Genomic DNA, 19,467 nt, shown 5'->3' with positions numbered 1-19,467 from the left:
GTTTCGAGATCGTAAAAGAAAAATCGATTCAAAAAAAAATTTACTTCCTTCGAATCGAATGGATCCATACAAAAAAATCCCGAATTCACAAATGAAATTAGAACGTCGTCCTGCGTAAAAATCAAGGAATCCCTTTCACCTTTACGATGCAAGCTCCGCGAATCGGAAATTGTTCGACCTCTTTTGAGAACTTGGATTCTACTGGAGAAGACCAAAGATTTCCTTCGATCTCTTCGCATGATTTCGCGGCGATAAACCAGTCCGGTTTTTCCAAAAGATTCTTCTCGGAATAAAACCCTTCCTTCTTTTGTTTTTCTCTCGCTTCTTGACGATTGATAAGACCGGCTCGATAAAACGAAAGGGTCAGATCCGGCCGATTGTGGTGTTCCAAAGGAAGTCGGTTCCAAAAAACGGAAGGTCTGTTCAGATTCTTCTTAAAAACCTCTTCGGCATCGTCAGCCGTATAAAACAGGGAACGATCCACCCCGGAAAAACAAAGATTGGTTTTTTCCCAAACGGCGAACTGATTGCCGAGCGTATAACCGGCAGTAAACATTAAAATAATAGAATATACTATCGCCGTGAAAATCCGATATTTTTTGGAAATGAACCATTCGTAACAGAAAATTCCGATCGAAACGAACATCGCCGGATACAAATGATAGATATGTCTCGGCTGATGATTCGGCGTCATCAAAGTCAATCCGAGAATCGAAATAAAAATCGAAAGAATGAGAAAGAACGAGGCGCTGATTTTTTTTTCTTTTTTGAAATCGATGACTCCGAAACAAAGTCCCAAAAATAAACAGAACAAAAGCAGCGCACCGCCGTTAGGCGCATAAAAAGAATTCTCCAAAATCTCCTGAAAGTAGGTCAGAGTAAAAACGGAGCCGTCGCTCTGTCCCGGCAGCAAACCCGCGCCCTGCGCATGCCCGATCGTGCTGCTCGAACTGGAAAATCGATCCGGATGAAATAGAACCCAAGAACCGACGGGAAGAATACAATAGGTCCAAAAATTCTTCCAGACCGGAGAAATCTCTTTGTGAAAAAAAGGTTCGGCTTTTTCATTTTTAAACGAAGGATAAAATTCTTTCCAAAGGGAACGGCTCACGCTGATCCAAACGATCAGAACACCCGCATAACGCAAAAGTCCTTTTGTTTTTCCCGGAAGAATTTCTTTGGAAAGAATTACGGAAACTAAGATCGCAGAAAAACCGATTAAGACCGGGGTCGCTTTTTTAATACTCTTTCGATACGAATCTAAAATTTTGAAAGTAAGTTCTTTTGTCTCAGTAAACCGGAAAAAGGATAAAAATAAACATCCGAAAAAGATAAAAATATAACCGTAAGGGTATTTGGTGTGGAACAAAAGGTTCACGCTGAAAAATAAAAACCAAGGAGAATAAGAATCCGCGTTATCCGCTTTTGTCCCATTCGGATCCAAATTTTTTTCTTCATTCGAATCTTTTTCCGAAGAAAAATGTTTTTGCATTTCCCACAACGCGAGAATCGAGGGAAGATAAAACAACCCGCCTTGGATCTCGAGCATTCCGGAAAAAGTATAATGCATCCATCCCGGATTCTGCAACAAACCTCCGCAGACGATCGGAAATAAAATTCCGGCCGCGATCCAAGATCTTCTTTGCGTAAATCTAAAAAGAATCCAGGGAACTACGCAAAATAACAAAATCAATTCTGCAAACGTAAACAATGAGACCGGAGTTCCGCCCGGACCGAAAAGAGAAACAATCAAAGCCTCCGGAAAATTCCGGAGGACCGGCCAAGTCGGAGAATCAAAAGTCAATCTCACGACGGTCCAAAGATCGAAGGAACGAAACGCTTCCGCAAATCGGATCGAAGTGACCAGTCTCGCGTCAGGATCCCAAGTCAAAAAGTTTTGATTGGGACAAAAGGTAAGAAATTTAAAATAGAGTTTCCGTAAATAGATTCCTAAAATGACGAACTGCGGAAGGAAAAGCCCAATGATAAAAAGTTTTGAAAATCGGAAAATTTCGGAGAATCGCATGACGGATAAAAGGAATCAATACAACTTCTCCTTACTCTCGGTCAGAAGTCGAATCGGAATCTTCCTTTTATTCTTCTTTTTTTTTCCGCTTACCGCGGAAGATCGTCCTTTTAATTTTCCAAAAGATCATTCCTTTCACTCCAAATACAAAGTGGAATGGTGTTACTTCGTCGGAGTTTTAAAATCGGCCGAAGGAAAAGAATACGGATACGAACTCAGTTTTTTCAAAGGAACCTTCGGAAAGAATAAGGAAGTGTTTCCCGTCCATTTCGCGATCTCCGATTTTGAAAACCGTAAACATAAGATCGCTCAAACCATAGAACGTAAGTTAGGCGGAATGGCCGGTTACGACCCGGGAAAAATTTTCAGCGGAAATTATTCGATGAAGATCATCGGTCCAACCGAATTCCATCTCTCTGCAAAGGACAATGAAAATTCTTCCATTTTCTTAGATCTAAGATTGAAATCGAAAACTTCGAATATTCTTTTACACGGAGATCGCGGCAAGTCGATCAAGAGCAGAAAAAATCCGAATTTCTATTCTTATTATTATAGTATCCCCGGACTTTTTACCACCGGCGAACTCGCGATCGGAGAAAAAAAAATCCGGATCGTCGGCGGAGATTCTTGGATGGATCACGAATGGAGCAGCCCGTCCGATTCTTTCCAAGGCGCAAAACTTTCGGATGAATCGAATTCTTGGGATTGGATCTGCATTCAACTCGAGGACGGAACGAAGATCATGTCTTTTAATTTCAGAGAATCTCCGACTTCCAAATCGGAATCCTTTGCAACGATCAAACTCGGTTCCGGAAAAAAAATCGGCCTGGATCGGGAAGGAGAAGTTTTTCTCGCGCACGATTCTTCGAATTGGAAAAGCGAAAGGACTCAAAAAGAGTATCCTCTTTCTTGGAGTTTGATCACCGATTCTTCCGAAAAAGAAGCGGCTCTTGATTTAAAAATCGAACCCGTTTTCGAAGATCAGGAATTCGATTCAAGACCTACGACCGGCTTCAGCTATTGGGAAGGCGCGGTGCGGATTTCAGGAATTAGAAACGGAAAAAAAGTCAAGGGGACCGGTTATCTAGAATTGAAAGGAAATCGGAATTCGGATAACCGCAAAATATTCTAATTTCGCTTACCAATTATTGAAATTCTTTTTTTTGAAAAAGACTTTGTCTTACGATCCGATTCTTCGAAACTGTTTATCCGGGAGACGGAAATGAAATGAAAAAATATTTCCTAAAACGATTTCTTCTCATCATTCCTACGTTATTGGGAATGACGTTTATCGTTTTTTTGATCTCCCATTTTGCCCCCGGTGGACCTCTCGAAACGGAAATTGCGAAAATTCGCGGTTATGCGAACGCACAAGGCGGAAGCGCAAAAACCATTTCGGAAGAAGAAATCGACATAATAAAAAAAAGACTTCACTTGGATAAGCCGGCGGGGATCGCCTATCTCTACTGGCTCAAAGAAATTCTTACTTTCAACTTGGGAGAATCAAGACTTCACAGTCGCCCCGTAACCGATTTGATTTTGGAAAAATTACCGGTGTCTCTCACATTCGGTCTTTCCGGATTTATACTTTCGTATCTGATTTGTATTACTCTCGGAATTTCTAAGGCGCTGCGCAACGGAGAAAAATTCGATATAACAACAAGCGGTATTATCCTAATCATCTATTCCATTCCCGCATTCGCTTTTTCGGTTCTTCTTCTTTATACGTTCGCTTCGGGAGAACTTCTTTCCGTCTTTCCGCTCGGTCACGAAGTTTCCGACGAATACGAATCTCTTTCCGCGTGGGAAAAAATCAACGATCGAATCCAGCACATGTTTCTTCCGGTGATCTGTTACGTTTCCGGTTCCTTCGCGGTCCTTACACTTTTGATGAAAAATTCTCTTCTGGATCAAATCTCGAAAGAATACGTTCGGACCGCGCTTTCGAAAGGATTCAGTTTTAAGGACGCTATCTTCAAACACGCGTTTCGAAATTCTCTCATCCCGATCGCAACCGGTTTCGGAAATAATCTCAGTCTGGTTCTTGCGGGTTCTATCATCATCGAACTCGTATTCAATATCGACGGAATGGGACTTATGAGCTTCCAAGCGGTAACGGAAAGAGATACGGAACTGATGATGGGACTTTTATTGGTTCAGAGTTTTCTTTCCCTCGTCGGAAATATTCTTTCCGATTTCTGTTACGTCCTGATCGATCCGAGGATTCAATTCGAATGATCCTAAGTCCGATTTTAAAAAAAAGATTTTCCAAGTTCAGAGCGAACCGAAGAGCCTGGTATGCTTTGAATACATTATTGATTTCTTATATAATTTCTTTGTTCGCGCCGCTGATCGCGACCAATCAACCGCTTATCGTCAGTTATCAAGGGGAATGGAGTTATCCGGTTTTTTCTTTTTATCCGGAGTCCCGCTTCGGCGGCGAGAATCTAACTCCGCCCAACTACAAAAAACTCGCGCTCAGAGAGGACTTTCGGTCCGGAAACAATTGGATTCTTTTCGCTCCGGTTCCCTACGGATACAACGAAGATAATTTGGAAAGTTTAGAAGAAGGAGATACGCCTCCGTCCGCACCGAACGTAAAACACTGGCTCGGCACGGACGATCGGGGACGAGACGTTTTCACGCGGGTTTTCTACGCTTACCGCAACGCTCTTAGTTTCGGACTCATTCTCGTATTTTTAGAATTGGCGATGGGAACTTTGATCGGTGGAATGCAAGGTTACTTCGGCGGTAAACTGGATATTCTGATGCAAAGAGTAATCGAGATTTTATCCGCGATTCCTTTCTTATATTTGATTCTCATCGTAGGAGCTTTTTTCGGAAGAGGGTTTGCGGTTCTTTTGATCACGTACGGCGCGTTGAGTTGGATCGGGATTTCCTATTATATGCGCGGAGAATTTTATAAGCTCAAACAACTGACTTACGTGGATTCCGCGAAAGCGCTCGGTGTGAGTTCCTTTAGAATTATGGTAAGACATATTCTTCCTAACGCGATTACACCGTTAGTCACATTCTTACCGTTTACTTTAATCGGATCCATTTCCATCTTGAGCGCTCTGGACTTTTTGGGATACGGAATCCCGGCTCCGAATCCTTCCTGGGGGGAAATGATCGGACAAGGAAGAGAACGATTGAGCGCTTGGTGGTTGATTACGTTTCCTTCGGCGGCGCTTTTTCTTACGATCCTTCTGACCTCTTTTATCGGAGAAGGGCTGCGCGATTCCTTCGATTCGAGAGAGAAGGCGGTCTACGAATGACCTCGTCCAACCTTTTACAAGTGAAGAATTTTTCGCTCGATCTTTTTTCGGAAAATCGTTGGCTTCCGGTTCTTCAAAATCTGACTTTCGATGTGAAACAAGGGGAAATCCTTTCTTTGATCGGGGAATCGGGCTGTGGAAAATCTCTGACAGCCCTCGCATTGACAAGGCTCATTCCATCCAATATTTCCAGAGTAAGATCCGGAGAAATTTTATACCAAGGAAAAGATCTTCTAAAACTTTCGCCGGAAGAATTGAGAAAGGTCCGAGGAAAAGAAATTTCTTACGTGTTTCAGGAACCGTTCGCCGCACTGAATCCTTTGATGAAAATCGAAGACCAGATGATCGAAGCCTATCTGATGCACGTTTCTCCCAATCGTAAGGAAGCGATCGAAAAAGCGGAATACCTTCTTTCGTCGGTGGGAATCACCGATATCAAGCAAAGACTTTATTCTTATCCGAATCAGATGAGCGGCGGAATACTACAAAGGATCAGCATCGCGATGGCCTTGATGTGCGACCCTTCCCTTCTCATCGCGGACGAACCGACAAGCGCGATTGACGTAACGATCCAAGCACAACTCGTCGAACTTCTCTTGAATCTGCAAAAGCAAAATCGAATGTCCATTCTCTTTATATCCCACGACTTCGGTCTCGTAGGAACCATCGCTCACAGAATCGCGGTCATGTACGCGGGAAGAATCGCGGAACTCGGCGATACGGATTCCGTCATCGATTCGCCTAACCATCCTTATACGATCGATTTGCTCAGATCGATACCGTCCCTTGCAAAGTCGGTTCACGATCTTCTTCCCATTCAAGGAATCGTACCTTCGCCCGATCAATATCCGCAAGGATGCCATTATTCGACGCGTTGCGGCTCCGTGTTTGATGCTTGCAAAAAAAGCAAACCTGATTTGTTTCCGATCGGTTCCAACGGAGAATCGCATCAATCCGCTTGTTTTCTTTCCAAAAAACAGGATTCAAATTAAGAGCTTCTTATGATTCGTATTCAAGATTTAACAATCAGCTTTTATTCCAAATCCGGTTTCGGATTTAAGAAGAATCGAATCGCAGCCGTGGACGGAATCAATTTAGAAATAGATAAGAACGAAATTCTCGGTCTCGTAGGAGAATCCGGCTGCGGAAAATCCACGTTAGGAAGAGGACTTGTAAAACTTTTACAACCCGAATCCGGAAAAATTTATTTCGAAGATCGGGAGATCACATCTCTTTCCTCTTCCGATTTTTTCCCTTTTAGAAAAAACATTCAGATCATCTTTCAAGATCCGTATTCTTCCTTAAACCCGAGAATGACAATCTCCGAAATTTTGAAGGAAGGATTGGAGATTCACGAAAAACTCGCCGAAGAGGAAGTGCAAAAGAAGATCAAAGAAATTTTAGAACGAGTCAATTTGTCTCCGGAGATTCTCACTCGTTTTCCTCACGAATTCTCCGGAGGACAAAGACAAAGAATCGCAATCGCAAGGGCTCTGATTCTTAAACCTAAGTTTTTAATCTGTGACGAATCCGTTTCCGCCCTCGACGTTTCCACCGGGACTCAAGTTTTAAAACTACTTGTCGAATTAAAAAACGAGTTCGGATTGTCATATTTGTTTATCTCTCACGATCTCGGTGTGGTAAAATCGATTTCGGATCGGATCGCCGTTATGTATTTGGGAAAAATCGTAGAAATCGGCAGGACAAAGGACATCATTTCGTCTCCGGCGCATCCTTATACAAAGGCGCTTTTTCAATCCACCTTCGACGTATATGATCGTAAAAAAATAAGAACGCCGCTCAAAGGAGAAATTCCGAGCACGGTCAACAAACCTTCCGGTTGTCATTTTCACACCCGTTGTCCGATCGCTCAAGATATCTGCAAATCCGAATCCCCGAGCTGGAAAGATCGAGAAGCGGATCAAAAAGTGTTGTGCCATTTTCCCTTGGAACGAGGAAAATGAAATCCATTCATCGCATTAAAGATTTCTTTTATAGCAATCGAATCAAATTTCTTGCGATTCTTCTTTTTCAAATCCTGTTTCTTGCTCTTTTTACGATTCTTCCGATTCTTTTCCGTCAGGATTTTTATAAGGATTTTATTCTTTCCGAAATCGAAAAGTCTACGGGTTTAGAAATTCAAGTCGATCAATCCGACCTTCTTCTATTTCCGTTTCCCGGCATAGAGTTGAATTCCGTAGTAGTAAAAAAAGGAGATATAATCGTAGGAATCAGCGACCAAATCAAAGTGGATATCTCTTGGTTCGGGTTATTAGGACAAAAAGTCGAAATCCGAGATATTTATATTTCCGGCGGCAACATAAACCTTCACAAATCAAAAGACGGTTCGATCGATTTGATTGAATTTTTACAAAAAGGAAAAGAAGATCCGGAACATTCTCATAAATCGAATACGGTTCGTCTCTTTGATCCGGCGTCGACTGAGATTTCGTCTCCGATCAGTCCTAAAGAAATTCTCAAGGTAGGACTCAAAAACGTTCACATAGAGAATTTTTACGTCAATTATCAAGACGACACTCACACTCGAACCTACGGAATTTATCTTTGGAAATCCGCTTTTGAAATCTCGTTTTACGGAGACACATTAGATCTGAATTTGGTCGGGAAGTTAGACGAACAGAGTTTTCAAATATACGGAAGCGCCGGCATAGATGAATTTCCTCCTTCATTCGATAAACTTCAATTTCAAACTACCGTCATCTTTGATAATTGTTCGTTATCCATTTTTCGAGATTTATTTTTTATTTTTCCAAAAGCTGATTTCACCAAGACCGTTCTCAACGGAACCGTTCAGGTCAAAAAATCACCCTATGAGACGATCAACTTTAACATCACAGCGCAGGCGAAGAATTTTGCTTATAAAGGCGGAAACCCGTTCGGTGATATAAAAGTAAATCTCGGTTTAAAATTGGACCTTCCTAATAAGAAATTAGAATTTCCTTATATCTCGATGACCTGGCCGGGTATCGCCGAAGGAAGCGCAAAAGGAAGCGTTCTTTGGAACCAAAAGACGAACGCGTCTTTTCAAATCACCTCAAACTATCTCGATTATCACAGCGTTTTCCGTTTAGGAAAACTTTTCGAATTCACGACGGCGTTCGACGATCCTAAAAGACCGGACGGAGTTTTTTATTTTACTGCCGATCTCAGAAACGTCTATGCTCTTAAACACAGATTTCCAGTTTTGAAGGCGGACGTAAAATACAGTTATCCTTGGATTACCGTTCCGAGTTTTCACGCTTATATATACAACGGAGAAATATTAGGAAAATCTAAAATTAATCCGTTCAAGTCTAAATTCGAAGTCCAAGGAGAAGCGTATCGCGTTTTATTAGATAGAATTCTGATGCCTTACGTCAGCGAGAGAATCATCAACGGAAATTTATTCAGCAAATTTAGTTTTTTAACCGAGGTCCCGGAACGATCCTCGGATTTCTCGGCTGATTTTTTTAGAAACATGGAAGGCTCGGGAAACTTACAGGTACTCAACGGAGAACTTTTGGGTTACGCAAACTTTATGGTTCCGGTTTTGAACACTCTGGGAAAAATCATTTCTTTTAACGGGATCGACGGCCGCAAAGTGGAGTTTACTTCCTTAAAATCGGATTTTAAAATAGAGAACAACCGATTCTATTTTCAAAATCTTAAATTGCAGGGGAATGGACTTGAAGCCGACGGAAAAGGAAGCATAAGTTTTGAGAAGAACGTAGACGTCTTAATCAATTTACGGTTAGGCGGAAACATCGTCGGCAAGGCTTTAAAAATTCCGATCATTTATAAAGGCGTTTTTAAACAATCGATTCCTTATGTCGATCCGATCTGGTTAGGTTCCGTATTTGCGGGAAGTACGATTCTTGCTCCGTTTTTTACTCCTCTCGGAGGACCGTATGGCGGAGGAATCGCCGGATCGGTGGTGTCCGAATATGTGCGGGACGCTTGGGAAGGATTCAAAGGACTTTTCTCCTCAAAGGAAGAAAAAAAGAATAAATAAACTCAGAGGATAGAATGAAACCGAAAATACTAATAAGAATTGCGTCCGTTCTAATGTTGATTTTCACGCTAGGTCATTCGATCGGACATTTCACTCGGTACAATACGACCGACATAAGAGCAATCAACACGATCACCTCGATGCAAATGACTAAAATTCCAATGGAAGGGGTGGATAAAACATACGATCAATTTTATTCCGGGATGAGTTTGAATCTAAGTATAACTTTAATAACTTTCGCAGTTTTACTTTGGCTTTTATCGAATTTGGTTCCTTCCAATCCAAAAATAGTCCGTAAATTATTGATTCCGATATTTCTCTGTGTTTTTTGTTTTTCGATCACGGGATTCGTTTATTTTTTTCCGGCGCCTACTCTTATATCCTGCTTAGCCGCGTTATCCATTCTGACAAGCATCTTTCTATTAAGGAAAGAATCGTAATTTTCATAAGAAGTGGTTGCCGACTTTATATATCGGTTCTCAAATCAAGACAACGAGTAGAATTAAAATTTTTTTAAAAAAGTATATTAAATTTTTTGAAATCGTTTTCCGAAAACCCGCCTTAGACTTAAGGCGTCAGGCGTCAGGCTTGAAATAAAAAGTAAAAAAAACCGCCTAAGTGCGAAAACCGCGATGTTGAAACGGCGCGCTTTTCTCAAGAAAAATCCAGATCCATTCCTTCCTGAATCAAAATTCTGAGAGCGTTGCTAGTTTCGACGAGCCCGTCCCGAATTTTGTAATCAAAGTGCATCGTTCCGTTCACGACTTCTTCTTGGAAGTGCTTTAAAATCACACCTTCCACTTTAGCAAGTTCCAGATCATGGCTGGTAACAAGGCTCATCACTCGATTCTTCTTAAGCTCTTTAAGAATTCCTTTGCAAGCAAGAGAACGTTCTCTGGTATTCGTCCCTTTTAAAATCTCATCCAGCAGAACAAGATGGGGAATCGTAGAATCTTTAATATTACGAACGATTTCGGAAAGCCGTCTGACTTCCGCGTAAAAAAAGGAAATCCCTTCCTCTAAATTGTCTTCGTTTCTCATGCTCGTATGAATTTTTAAAACGGGAAGAGAGAATTCGGAAGCGGGGGTCGGACCACCGGCGAGAGCAAGAATAGAAGCGACGCCGATCGTACGAAGATAAGTTGTCTTTCCTGACATATTGGAACCGGTGATTAGAACTACGTCCTTTTCTTTAACCGAGTCGAGAACGTTAGACACCTTAGAATCAAAAGGAATCAGAGGATGATGAATATTCTTTCCTTCGATCGATGTCGAAGAAGATTCCGGAAGAATTTCGGGAAAACAATAATCCGGAAACATCCACTTGAGATTGGCAAAGGAAAAAAGAGAATCCGTTACTATCAAATCATCGATCGATTTTTCCAAAAGTACGGAATGTTTTTTTTGCCACTTAGAAATTCTCTGTAAGATCCAAAGATCATATAAAAACAAATTATTGAGAATCAAGTGAAGAAGAGGAGCCTCTGTCAAAGCCACTCGTTTTAGAATCCGATCCAGATCTTCGTAAGCCGATCTTAATTCTTCTTTGGAAGTTTCTTGCAGAAGAAATTTACCATTTCGATCCTGAATTTTCAAACCTTTTAAATAGATAAGAATTTTCTGAAGCCCTTTGATGCTTCCCGAAAGCGAATAGTATTGTTGAAATACTTCTAAAGAAAGAGAACGATAAAGTCCGAATAGAATTAAATTTAAGAATAAGACCGACGCCGGAAACGGAACACCTAGAAGAATATTCGCGGGAATCAGAGCCAAAACCAGAATTGTAACCGGCTTATAAATTTTAGAAAGCCAAGGGTAACGTTTCCAAAGGTTCGAAGACAAATCGGACTGGATAAGATTCGGACTCGTCTTTTGCAGCGATTCCGAAGAGTCCCTGTTTTCCTTTAGATAAGAAGCAAGCCTGAGTATTTTAGGAATTGCTAATGTTTTTTCGGATATCGATTTTACGATGGATTGTCTTTGTAGAACATTCTCCCTTTGAAAGTCGAAAAACGATTCCTTAGGATCCAATAGAGAAATCAACTTTTCTTCCGCATTCGTAGTAAAGGTCGTATCTAGCCAGGGGAAAAGGCCCGTTTCGCGAAAAAGATCCAGATCTCTTGCAAGAGGAGAAATCTTTTCTAAAGAAAGTCGAGTTCCGAATTTTTTTCCGAAACCACGGATTTTGATTCTTGCAATTTCTCTTTCCAAAACAGATTGCCAAAGCCGAATTCGATCTCTGGTTGAAGTTGTTTTTTTATATCTTATGACAAAGAAAAAAAACACGGAAAGAAGAAACAAAGACGGAAGATAGAATATGGATTCCGATCTCAGATAATAAAAAACCGAAATCCACAGAACAAATGCCGAGAAAAAGAGAAGTCGGAATAAGGAAAGTTTCGAAAGGAGATTGGATACTTTATCGTGAAGTCGTTTTAATTTTCCGCTTCTACGTTCAAGCAATGCGATCTTAGAGGAAGAAGTCATCCTGTAAGAGAGTTGATATTCTCGTAGTGTTCGTTTTCTCGTTTATAAATCTCAAAATCCAACAAACGAACCAATGATCCGAGATCGGGCATTACCCAGCGGGAAACGAGTTTTCCACGTTCCTTACCTTTGATCTTATCCACATAGACGTAACCGAACAAATCCGTGCCGTACTCGTAGGCGACGAATCTTCCCGTTCTTTTACCGGTGTTGTTGATCAGCCGAATCTGCATTTTTTTGCAATTTTACCGTTTTAGGAAAAATCGTACAAGAAAAAAAATACTCAAGTATTTTCCAATTTCAGCGATATGTAGTTTAGGGAGTCGATTGCTTTCTCAAGGATGAGATGGGGCAAACTTCCAATATATAAAGCACGAACCAAACCAGAAAGTCGCATGGAGGCGCAAAATGTTTTACCCGGACATGGATCCCGAACTGAAAAGTTCCTTTCTCTCAATCGGCAAAACCACCGCAAATCTCGTAAACAACACAATTCTCCCCCAATCCGGATTGAAGGCCGGAAACCTACTCAATTCCGCTCAAATGGAAAAGTTAAAAGAAATCCGTAAGCGCAGATTTCAATCCAGTGAATGGAAGAATTTTCTAAAAGACTGATTTAACGTCCTGAAACTACTTTCAGAGTTCAGCTCGAAACTCCGCGATCGGGAAAAAAGTTCGATTTCGAGGAAAGATTCAAAAAATGACTTTCCTTGCAATTGAATCCGATTCGGACTTTAAGTCCGATTTCAAGTATTTTTTAAATTGAATTCTTGTGTCGAAAAAGCTGAGAAACGGATTTCAGTTCCGTACTCAATGAAATCCAGACTTCAGAGAAAACTCTGATTTTCTAGGGAAAATTTTAGAATAAAAAAGCCTGCTAAGTTAGCAGGCTTTTTCTTTAGGTACGGAATACTTGTTTAGTATTTCGTTTTAGTGGAAGGCATCTTCACATTGAGAATGACATCCACCTTTGTAACGTCCCCTTCCCTTACGTTGATCATAGAATTGTTGAGATTCAGATCTTCCGCAAAAGAGGCTTTGATTTCGTAATCGCCCGGTTTCAAATTCGTGAACCAGAAATTACCTTCGCTATCCGTGTTCAATTTTTGAATTCCCGTCACGCTGGAGATTGTCGGCATGAAGATAGGTTGATTGATGACCGGATTGTCCAAAGTTTTATAAAAAACCTTTCCTTGAATCGCACCAAAACCGCTCATCGAAGCGTTAATCGTAAGTTCGTTCTTCTTATTGGGAAGAACCGCAAAGGTTTCTTGAATTTCAGGATAGTCGTCAGCCTTGATCGTAATCTTATGAACTCCGGCAGGAACTTTGCTCAGAGAAATCGTATAAATATTTCCCGGAATCAATTGTCCTTGTCTCTTCACCGCTCCCCAAAAATTCGAAGAAGAAGCGGAAACCGTTGAAGTAAATTCCTGATCGTCGATAAAAACTTTTACATTACGATTTCCCTTTCTTTTCTTTTTAGCAAAGATCAAAACATCAGGTGGAAGATCGGAAAGTCCGTAAGCACGATCTTGAATGATCGTAGTTTTCAAAACCAAATCCCCTCTTTCATTCGTTGGAACCACAGGTGGTTCTTGCGGAGTTACGACGGGTTGAACCGGATCCGGTTTTACCGGATCGGTATCCGGTTCCACGGATGGAGGCGGAGGTTTCGGAGGATCAACCGGTTTCGGAGGTTCCGGATTCTTTTTACCGGAAAGAAAAATTCCGGATGCGTTTCCGGAAATTTGCGGAACTTGTTCGTGTTGAAATTTCTTCGCCATCTGAACGGTTTCGTCTTTGGATTTAAAGAACGCTTCCAACGCCGTAACGACGTTGTCTTTGTTCAAATCCGCGGAACTCAAAGCCCTTCCGAAGTTGTAGGTAAAAATTCCATGATTGATGCTTCCGCCGACTTCGATCGCGGTTTGATTATCGTCCGCCGAGGAAATGATCGCTTTGTCTTGGAAGAAAAAATCTTCGGAATCCTGTTTCACGGTTCCATTGCTTCCATCCGGAATCGGAACATCGGCCGAACCTCTGGTTGCTTTTCCTTTCTTGGCGATTCCTCCTGAAAAACAGCAGTCAAAAATGAATACCGTTTTAGGGGATTTTACTTTTTCCAAATATTTGTTTAATTCATCGTCCTGGAGGTGAGGCCGATCGTAACAGATGATCAAGTTTCTCATTCCGTTTTTTGCGGACGCATCTCTTTGAAACGCACCGTGACCAGAGAAATAGAGAAGAACCGTATCGTCATCGCCCGCTTTTTTTCCTAAGGCTTTGATCTCTTTTTCAATATTATCCTTTGTTACGTCTTTACCGAGAACAATCTTAACTTCGTCGAAATTTCCGACTCTTCGAATTTCATCGTTTAAATACTTTGCGTCCGCTTCGCAAAGGTTGAGTTCCGGAATTCCTGCTTTATTGCCGGTGTAGTTCGAACCGAAAATGAGCCCGTATCTTTTTTGTGCAAATGCATCCGTTGCAAAAAATAAAATCAAACAGACGCTGATTGCCGATAGCTTGGATTTCAAACCTGGCCTCCTGGGATGATTGAGAATGGAATCAGGGTAACAAAAGAAATCCTTTTGTCATTATTTTTTTAAGGAAAGAATTCCTTCTTCAGAATTTAGGAAAGAATTTTCCGTACGAAAAAGAAGGTCCGCTTTTTAAAAATTCTTAGAAACCGAAAAAGAATCATGAGATGCGAAGAATTTTTTGTCTGTTTCCGCAAAAAAAGGAATACTTTAAGGAACGCTTTGAATCTCAAAAAAGTTCTGTCATTCTTCGGGGAACGAGACCGAAAGTTTGCAACTTGTGAGATTTAGAGCTTATTGTTTCTTCTTAGAAAAAAACGGGCTCCTAATTTCTAAAGAACCCGTTCAAAGAAATCAAATCGTGAATATTAGAGTTCGTGTTTGTAGCCGACACGGTATTGAGTTCCACCCAATACGATCGGATAAGAAGGAGAAGGCGCTAAACTAACCAATCCTCCCGCGGATTGCGTATGTCCCGTGCCGAGTTTTTCAGAATATAGGGTTTCCGCTTCCATAAAAACAAAACCTTTATCCGTTACCCGCGTTTGGGCTCCTACTAGCCAGTTCGGCGCGAAACCGCCCACACTAAAACGAACGTCTTCCCAAACGGCAGAAGGGGCTGTTCCGTCGGCGACCAAATTTGCGATCGTAGAAGGAGCGCCGAGCATTACCAAACCGTCGTGCAATGTTCCTGAATTATTGGAACCGGATAAACTCCAACCTCCTCTGAAATAATGAAAACCTCCGCCGATATAAACGGAAGTGTCTTCCGAAACGGAGGCCTTGATTCCAAAGTTGATCGGGATTTGAACCGCGTTGTAGTCCCAAACGATATCATAGAATTTAAAACCCAGAGCCTTCGCTTCCGTATCGCCGCCCATCACCTTCCGAGTGTAGTTCGCCGCCACTCGAACGAAAAAATTCTTTCCCAAGTCGCGTTCGTAACCGGCTGAAAAAACGAGTCCGGTCATCGCTCCGTTGTGCTTTACGTTGATCATACCGGCAGTTGTGTTTTCCAGAGTTTGAAGACGGTTCTCTGGGATCACAGCTCTTCTCGTCGCAACTCCGGAAGTTCCGTCCGTCGCCGTCACGGGATAATAATTCGCGGCGTCTAAACCGTCTTTCTCTATCGTTCCGCCTAACTGGCCCAAATCGAACTGCATGCCGAGACTTCCGAAAGCATACGACTTCGCGGTCAAATTTTGGGAAAAAAGAATCACACTGAGAACGATTCCGAATTTTGAAATATTTTGAAACATACCGATACCCCTATTTTATTTAACTCAATCCCTTAAGAAACAAATCCCTGTTTCAGACTTCCTTTTTAAGCTGGTTATACTTAGTAATTGTTTAAATCGAAGTCAAATAAGATTTTTAAAGGAATCAATTAATGGAAATATTCCGATTTAAAAAAGAAAATTATAAAAGTAGTATATGCTAATAGTTTAAATCTTTTGTTATTATAGATTTGCTCTTGATGTCAAAACGATATTCTTTTCGAGTCTAACTAAGCCATAACTGTTTTTTTCGAAGTTCAAAAGAATACAAAACGAATTTCCGGAAATCTAAAGATAAGGGAAGTCTCATATATTTTATTGAAGTTTATAAAAAGAATTTCTCACTTCTCTTCTAAAATTATAAGACAATCATTAAATCTACCCTTCAATAAAACAAAAAAATTGATCAAACAAGAACGATTTTATTTGTATTATAATGCCGAACAATCATACAAACAAAAGTAACGAAACACGACCGAGTGTTTCAAATTGAATCGTTCGTTTATAGTTTCGGAAATCCAAGACCGTCCGTTCGTTTCGAGAAAACGAATTTTAGATTTCAGCTACGTCCCGTTTCGAATGCGAAAAATTTTATCTCAATTCCTCAGAAAATAAAAAAACCCGGAAAGATTTCTCTTACCGGGTTTCTCTTACGAAAGATGAAAAAGAAGACGGTTACTTAGACAACCATTTCATCATGCTTCTTAATTTTTTACCGACCGATTCGATCGGATGAGCCGCATTCTTTTCTCTCATATTCTTGAAGTTAGGATAACCCGCTTTTGTTTCGGCCATCCAGTTGTTCGCGAATTTCGCTCCTTTGTCTTTTTGAATGTCGTTGAGAACTTCTTTCATTCTTTGTTTTACACCGGCGTCGATCACACGGGGACCGCTTACGTAATCGCCGTATTCCGCTGTATCGGAGATGGAGAATCTCATTCTCGCGAGGCCGCCTTCATAGATCAAATCGGTGATCAACTTAACTTCGTGAAGACATTCAAAGTATGCGATCTCCGGATCGTAACCCGCCTCGGTAAGAGTCTCGAAACCGGCCATGATCAGATTGGAAAGGCCGCCGCAAAGAACGACTTGTTCTCCGAAAAGATCCGTTTCCGTTTCTTCACGGAAAGACGTTTCCAAAATTCCAGCGCGTCCTCCGCCGACTCCCGCTGCGTGAGCGAGCGCTCTCTTCTTAGCTTCTCCGGTGGAATCTTGATAAATTGCGATCAAACAAGGAACCCCGCCGCCTTCCGTGTAAACTCTTCTTACGAGATGACCTGGTCCTTTCGGAGCCACCATGTAAACGTCCACGTCTTTTGGAGGTTGAATAAAATCGTAGTGAATGTTAAATCCGTGAGAGAAAACGAGCGCGTCGCCTTTTTTCAGATTCGGCTCGATATCTTTTTTGTAAAGATCGGCCTGAATCGTGTCCGGAGCTAAGATTTGAATGATATCTGCTTTTTGTGAGGCTTCTGCGACGCTATATACTTCGAAACCCGCGTTTTTCGCGTCTTGCACTGATTTGGATCCTTCTTTCAGACCGATGATAACTTTGAGTCCGGAATCCTTCATGTTCTGAGCCTGGGCGTGTCCCTGGCTTCCGTAGCCGATCACTGCAATGGTTTTACCTTTGAGTGAACTTAAATCACAATCGGCGTCGTAATAAATATTTGCCATTTTCCCTTTCCTCGAGTGTTCCTTTTTACTAAACATTTGAAAAAGGGTAGAATGACAACTGAAATAAACGGACGCAATCTCTTCAAAAGAGCGGGTTTATAAGAATCGAATTCGACGATTACAAAACGAGAAACGGCTAAGGACAACAAAATCGAAACTGAATGTAGCCTTTGGATTCTTCTCGAATTAGAAAATTCATCACCGGAAAAACCGGGAAAGAATTCTAAAATTATGTATCATAAGAATTTAAGAATTCTTCAAAGCGCTTCTTACTGAAAAAACAAAGGACAAAATCATACGAGAAGAATCCGCTCTTCGCGAACAAGCCGATTCTTCTTGAAATGAATTTCGATCGAATTATATCAGAGCGCGTCCGATTTCGTAAGAGTGTCCGCTTGCGCTTCGAGTTCTTTGACGATCTCGGAAAGATTTTCGCTCTTTTCCATCAAGGATTCCATCGAAGTCTGAAGAGAAGAAATCGCTTCTACGATTCCGTGAAGTCCTAATTTTTGTTCCGAGGAAGAAAGTTCGATTTCGGAAGATAAGGATCGCAGACGATCCAACGTTGAGAAAAACTGAGAATTTATTTTTTTCTGTTCTTCGAACATTTTGGCAAACTCGTCAAAACGAGCGAATAAATCCTGGAATAAAGTATCCTGTTCTTTTACGTGACCCGCCGTGGTTTCAGCGGACTTCTGCCCGGTGAGGACGTGATTGGAAGAATCTTTGATGATCTTAGAAATCAGATCCGCGTTTCCGGCGCTGCTTTCCGCGAGCTTTGAAACTTCTTGCGCTACCACGGCAAATCCTTTTCCTGCCTCGCCAGCTCTTGCAGCCTCGATCGAAGCGTTGAGAGAAAGTAAATTGGTTCGATCCGCGACCTCGGACATGATTCGGTTCACTTCGCCCACGCTTCTAAAAGAATCGCCCAAAGAAGAAAGAGACTTGGAAAGCTCTTCCACAAATCCGGTTACCATCGATCCGGATTTACGAACCTTTTCCAAACTTTGATCCAGGATTTGATTGAACTGGGAAATTCTCTCTATGATCGATTTCAAACTGGAACTGTGATCGATCAAAGTTTCAATATTGCTAAATTGATTCTTTACGTTATCCGCGGAGCTTTCGGTCTGCGACTGGAATTCTTCCATCGTAGAACTGATCTCTTCAAAAGAAGAAGCGTGTGTGGAAACCAGAAGAGAAAAATCGGACATGAATTCTTTTAGATTCTTGGAAGAATCCTTTAAATAAAGAGCAGACTCGCGCATCTTATTACTTCTCGCAGCGATCATCTTGTGAGATTCTTCCAATTCTTTTTGTCTATGTTCGGAATTCTCCCTTAAACTCATAAAAAGTTTTACTAGGGTTCTTACGATCAAAGCGCAAGCCATGATAAAAAGAATCTTAGTAATCTGCTCCGATACGGAAACGTATCCTAAAGAATTTGCAAGTTTGATATCTTCGGTCAAAATTAACCCGTATTGAGCCGCGGTTGAAACGACGACTAAATTCGAAAGCACGGATAAGGCTCCGATCAAAAGAATAAAATTCGGAGCCAAAAGGAGACCGGATGAAATAATATAAAGATAACTGATCCCGTACAATACTGGGCTTTTTACCATTCCGGATGTGAATTCCGGAAGATCCATCGCGGCGCCTTCCATCACTAAAAACAAAACCAAAACGTCCGCAACGACGAACACCTTACTCAAGAGATGAGAAATACTTCCAGTGGTTCTGATTTTAAAAAAGCTATAAAGAAAGTAAAACAACATCGCCGTTGTTCCGACCAGATACAACGTATTCTGAACTGCGTTGGTTCTCTTCCAACCGATCGCAATGGATGAATAGTATAATAAAATTAAACCGAGGCGGATCCAGTTGATATACGCGGGACCGGATGCTATGATTTCTTCGTCTGTTTTTCTTTTCGATTCTTGCTTCGATGACATGTTACTAATGACGAGAATTTACTATGAAAAATCAATGGTTTTTCTAAAAACTGCAATTTATAATTTATAACGTTGAATTATTCTTTTAGGAATTCCGGAGATTGCATTTCTATTATTGTATTTTCGTATTCTTAACTTTCCAATATTTGAATGTTCCCAATCACCGGAAAGACCCGAGCCGGTGAAATCCGTGGGAACAAATCAATTATTATTTT

At 41.3% G+C, this 19,467-nt stretch carries 15 protein-coding genes; 8 read left to right on the top strand and 7 right to left on the bottom strand.

All coding sequences use genetic code 11. The features are described 5' to 3' along the window. Positions 1–121 precede the first annotated feature (121 nt). Positions 122–2,026 (bottom strand): hypothetical protein, encoded by a 1,905-nt coding sequence (locus CH376_RS06500; RefSeq protein ID WP_100784626.1) that lies wholly within the window; start codon positions 2,024–2,026, stop codon positions 122–124. Between CH376_RS06500 and CH376_RS06495 the strand changes: the two genes are divergently transcribed. The 7 genes from CH376_RS06495 to CH376_RS06465 all read left to right on the top strand — a co-directional run bounded on the left by CH376_RS06495 (position 2,025) and on the right by CH376_RS06465 (position 9,756). Next, entirely contained in the window at positions 2,025–3,158 is a 1,134-nt protein-coding gene (locus CH376_RS06495) for a lipocalin-like domain-containing protein (protein WP_100784625.1), read from the top strand. The genes CH376_RS06500 and CH376_RS06495 overlap by 2 nt on opposite strands. 95 nt (positions 3,159–3,253) lie before the next feature. Further along, positions 3,254–4,264, top strand: a complete 1,011-nt coding sequence (locus CH376_RS06490) for an ABC transporter permease subunit (RefSeq protein WP_100784624.1) — start codon at positions 3,254–3,256, stop codon at positions 4,262–4,264. Beyond that, on the top strand, positions 4,261–5,304 hold the full coding sequence (locus tag CH376_RS06485; protein WP_100784623.1) for an ABC transporter permease: 1,044 nt from the start codon (positions 4,261–4,263) through the stop codon (positions 5,302–5,304). The genes CH376_RS06490 and CH376_RS06485 overlap by 4 nt, the downstream gene beginning before the upstream one ends. Then, a complete protein-coding gene (locus CH376_RS06480; RefSeq protein ID WP_100784622.1) occupies positions 5,301–6,296 on the top strand; it encodes an ABC transporter ATP-binding protein in 996 nt (331 codons plus the stop codon). Before CH376_RS06485 ends, CH376_RS06480 begins: the two co-directional genes overlap by 4 nt. Before the next feature lie 9 nt (positions 6,297–6,305). Continuing rightward, positions 6,306–7,268, top strand: coding sequence for an ABC transporter ATP-binding protein (locus CH376_RS06475; protein ID WP_100784621.1), 963 nt, complete (start codon positions 6,306–6,308; stop codon positions 7,266–7,268). Beyond that, the gene (locus CH376_RS06470) at positions 7,265–9,316 is read left to right on the top strand and encodes an AsmA family protein (protein WP_100784620.1); all 2,052 of its coding nucleotides are present in this window, start codon (positions 7,265–7,267) and stop codon (positions 9,314–9,316) included. Before CH376_RS06475 ends, CH376_RS06470 begins: the two co-directional genes overlap by 4 nt. A gap of 14 nt (positions 9,317–9,330) precedes the next feature. Continuing rightward, the gene (locus CH376_RS06465; RefSeq protein ID WP_100784619.1) at positions 9,331–9,756 is read left to right on the top strand and encodes an LIC_13387 family protein; all 426 of its coding nucleotides are present in this window, start codon (positions 9,331–9,333) and stop codon (positions 9,754–9,756) included. A 214-nt stretch (positions 9,757–9,970) separates the two neighbouring features. On the opposite strand, the gene CH376_RS06460 is transcribed toward CH376_RS06465, so the two are convergent. Together CH376_RS06460 and CH376_RS06455 are read right to left on the bottom strand one after the other, a co-directional pair. Then, positions 9,971–11,803 (bottom strand): MutS family DNA mismatch repair protein, encoded by a 1,833-nt coding sequence (locus tag CH376_RS06460; protein WP_100784618.1) that lies wholly within the window; start codon positions 11,801–11,803, stop codon positions 9,971–9,973. After that, positions 11,800–12,036 carry a hypothetical protein gene (locus CH376_RS06455; protein WP_010573237.1) on the bottom strand — a complete coding sequence of 79 codons (237 nt, stop codon included), beginning with the start codon at positions 12,034–12,036 and terminating at the stop codon, positions 11,800–11,802. The genes CH376_RS06460 and CH376_RS06455 overlap by 4 nt, the downstream gene beginning before the upstream one ends. Before the next feature lie 175 nt (positions 12,037–12,211). Between CH376_RS06455 and CH376_RS06450 the strand changes: the two genes are divergently transcribed. Beyond that, entirely contained in the window at positions 12,212–12,418 is a 207-nt protein-coding gene (locus tag CH376_RS06450) for a hypothetical protein (RefSeq protein ID WP_100784617.1), read from the top strand. Positions 12,419–12,720: 302 nt separating this feature from the next. Here the strand turns inward: CH376_RS06450 and CH376_RS06445 are convergent, their stop codons facing one another. From CH376_RS06445 to CH376_RS06425, 4 genes are all read right to left on the bottom strand, one after another. Beyond that, positions 12,721–14,343 carry a caspase family protein gene (locus CH376_RS06445; RefSeq protein ID WP_100784616.1) on the bottom strand — a complete coding sequence of 541 codons (1,623 nt, stop codon included), beginning with the start codon at positions 14,341–14,343 and terminating at the stop codon, positions 12,721–12,723. A 371-nt stretch (positions 14,344–14,714) separates the two neighbouring features. Beyond that, a complete protein-coding gene (locus CH376_RS06440) occupies positions 14,715–15,605 on the bottom strand; it encodes a porin OmpL1 (protein WP_100784615.1) in 891 nt (296 codons plus the stop codon). A 693-nt stretch (positions 15,606–16,298) separates the two neighbouring features. Beyond that, a complete protein-coding gene (gene ilvC, locus CH376_RS06430; RefSeq protein WP_069608911.1) occupies positions 16,299–17,300 on the bottom strand; it encodes a ketol-acid reductoisomerase in 1,002 nt (333 codons plus the stop codon). Positions 17,301–17,662: 362 nt separating this feature from the next. Continuing rightward, positions 17,663–19,252: a methyl-accepting chemotaxis protein gene (locus tag CH376_RS06425; RefSeq protein ID WP_100784613.1), complete on the bottom strand. Its 1,590-nt coding sequence runs from the start codon at positions 19,250–19,252 to the stop codon at positions 17,663–17,665. Positions 19,253–19,467: the final 215 nt, after the last annotated feature.

The organism is Leptospira adleri (genome assembly GCF_002811985.1).
Classification (GTDB): Bacteria; Spirochaetota; Leptospiria; order Leptospirales; family Leptospiraceae; genus Leptospira; species Leptospira adleri.
This window is presented reverse-complemented; position numbering and strand designations above follow the sequence as displayed.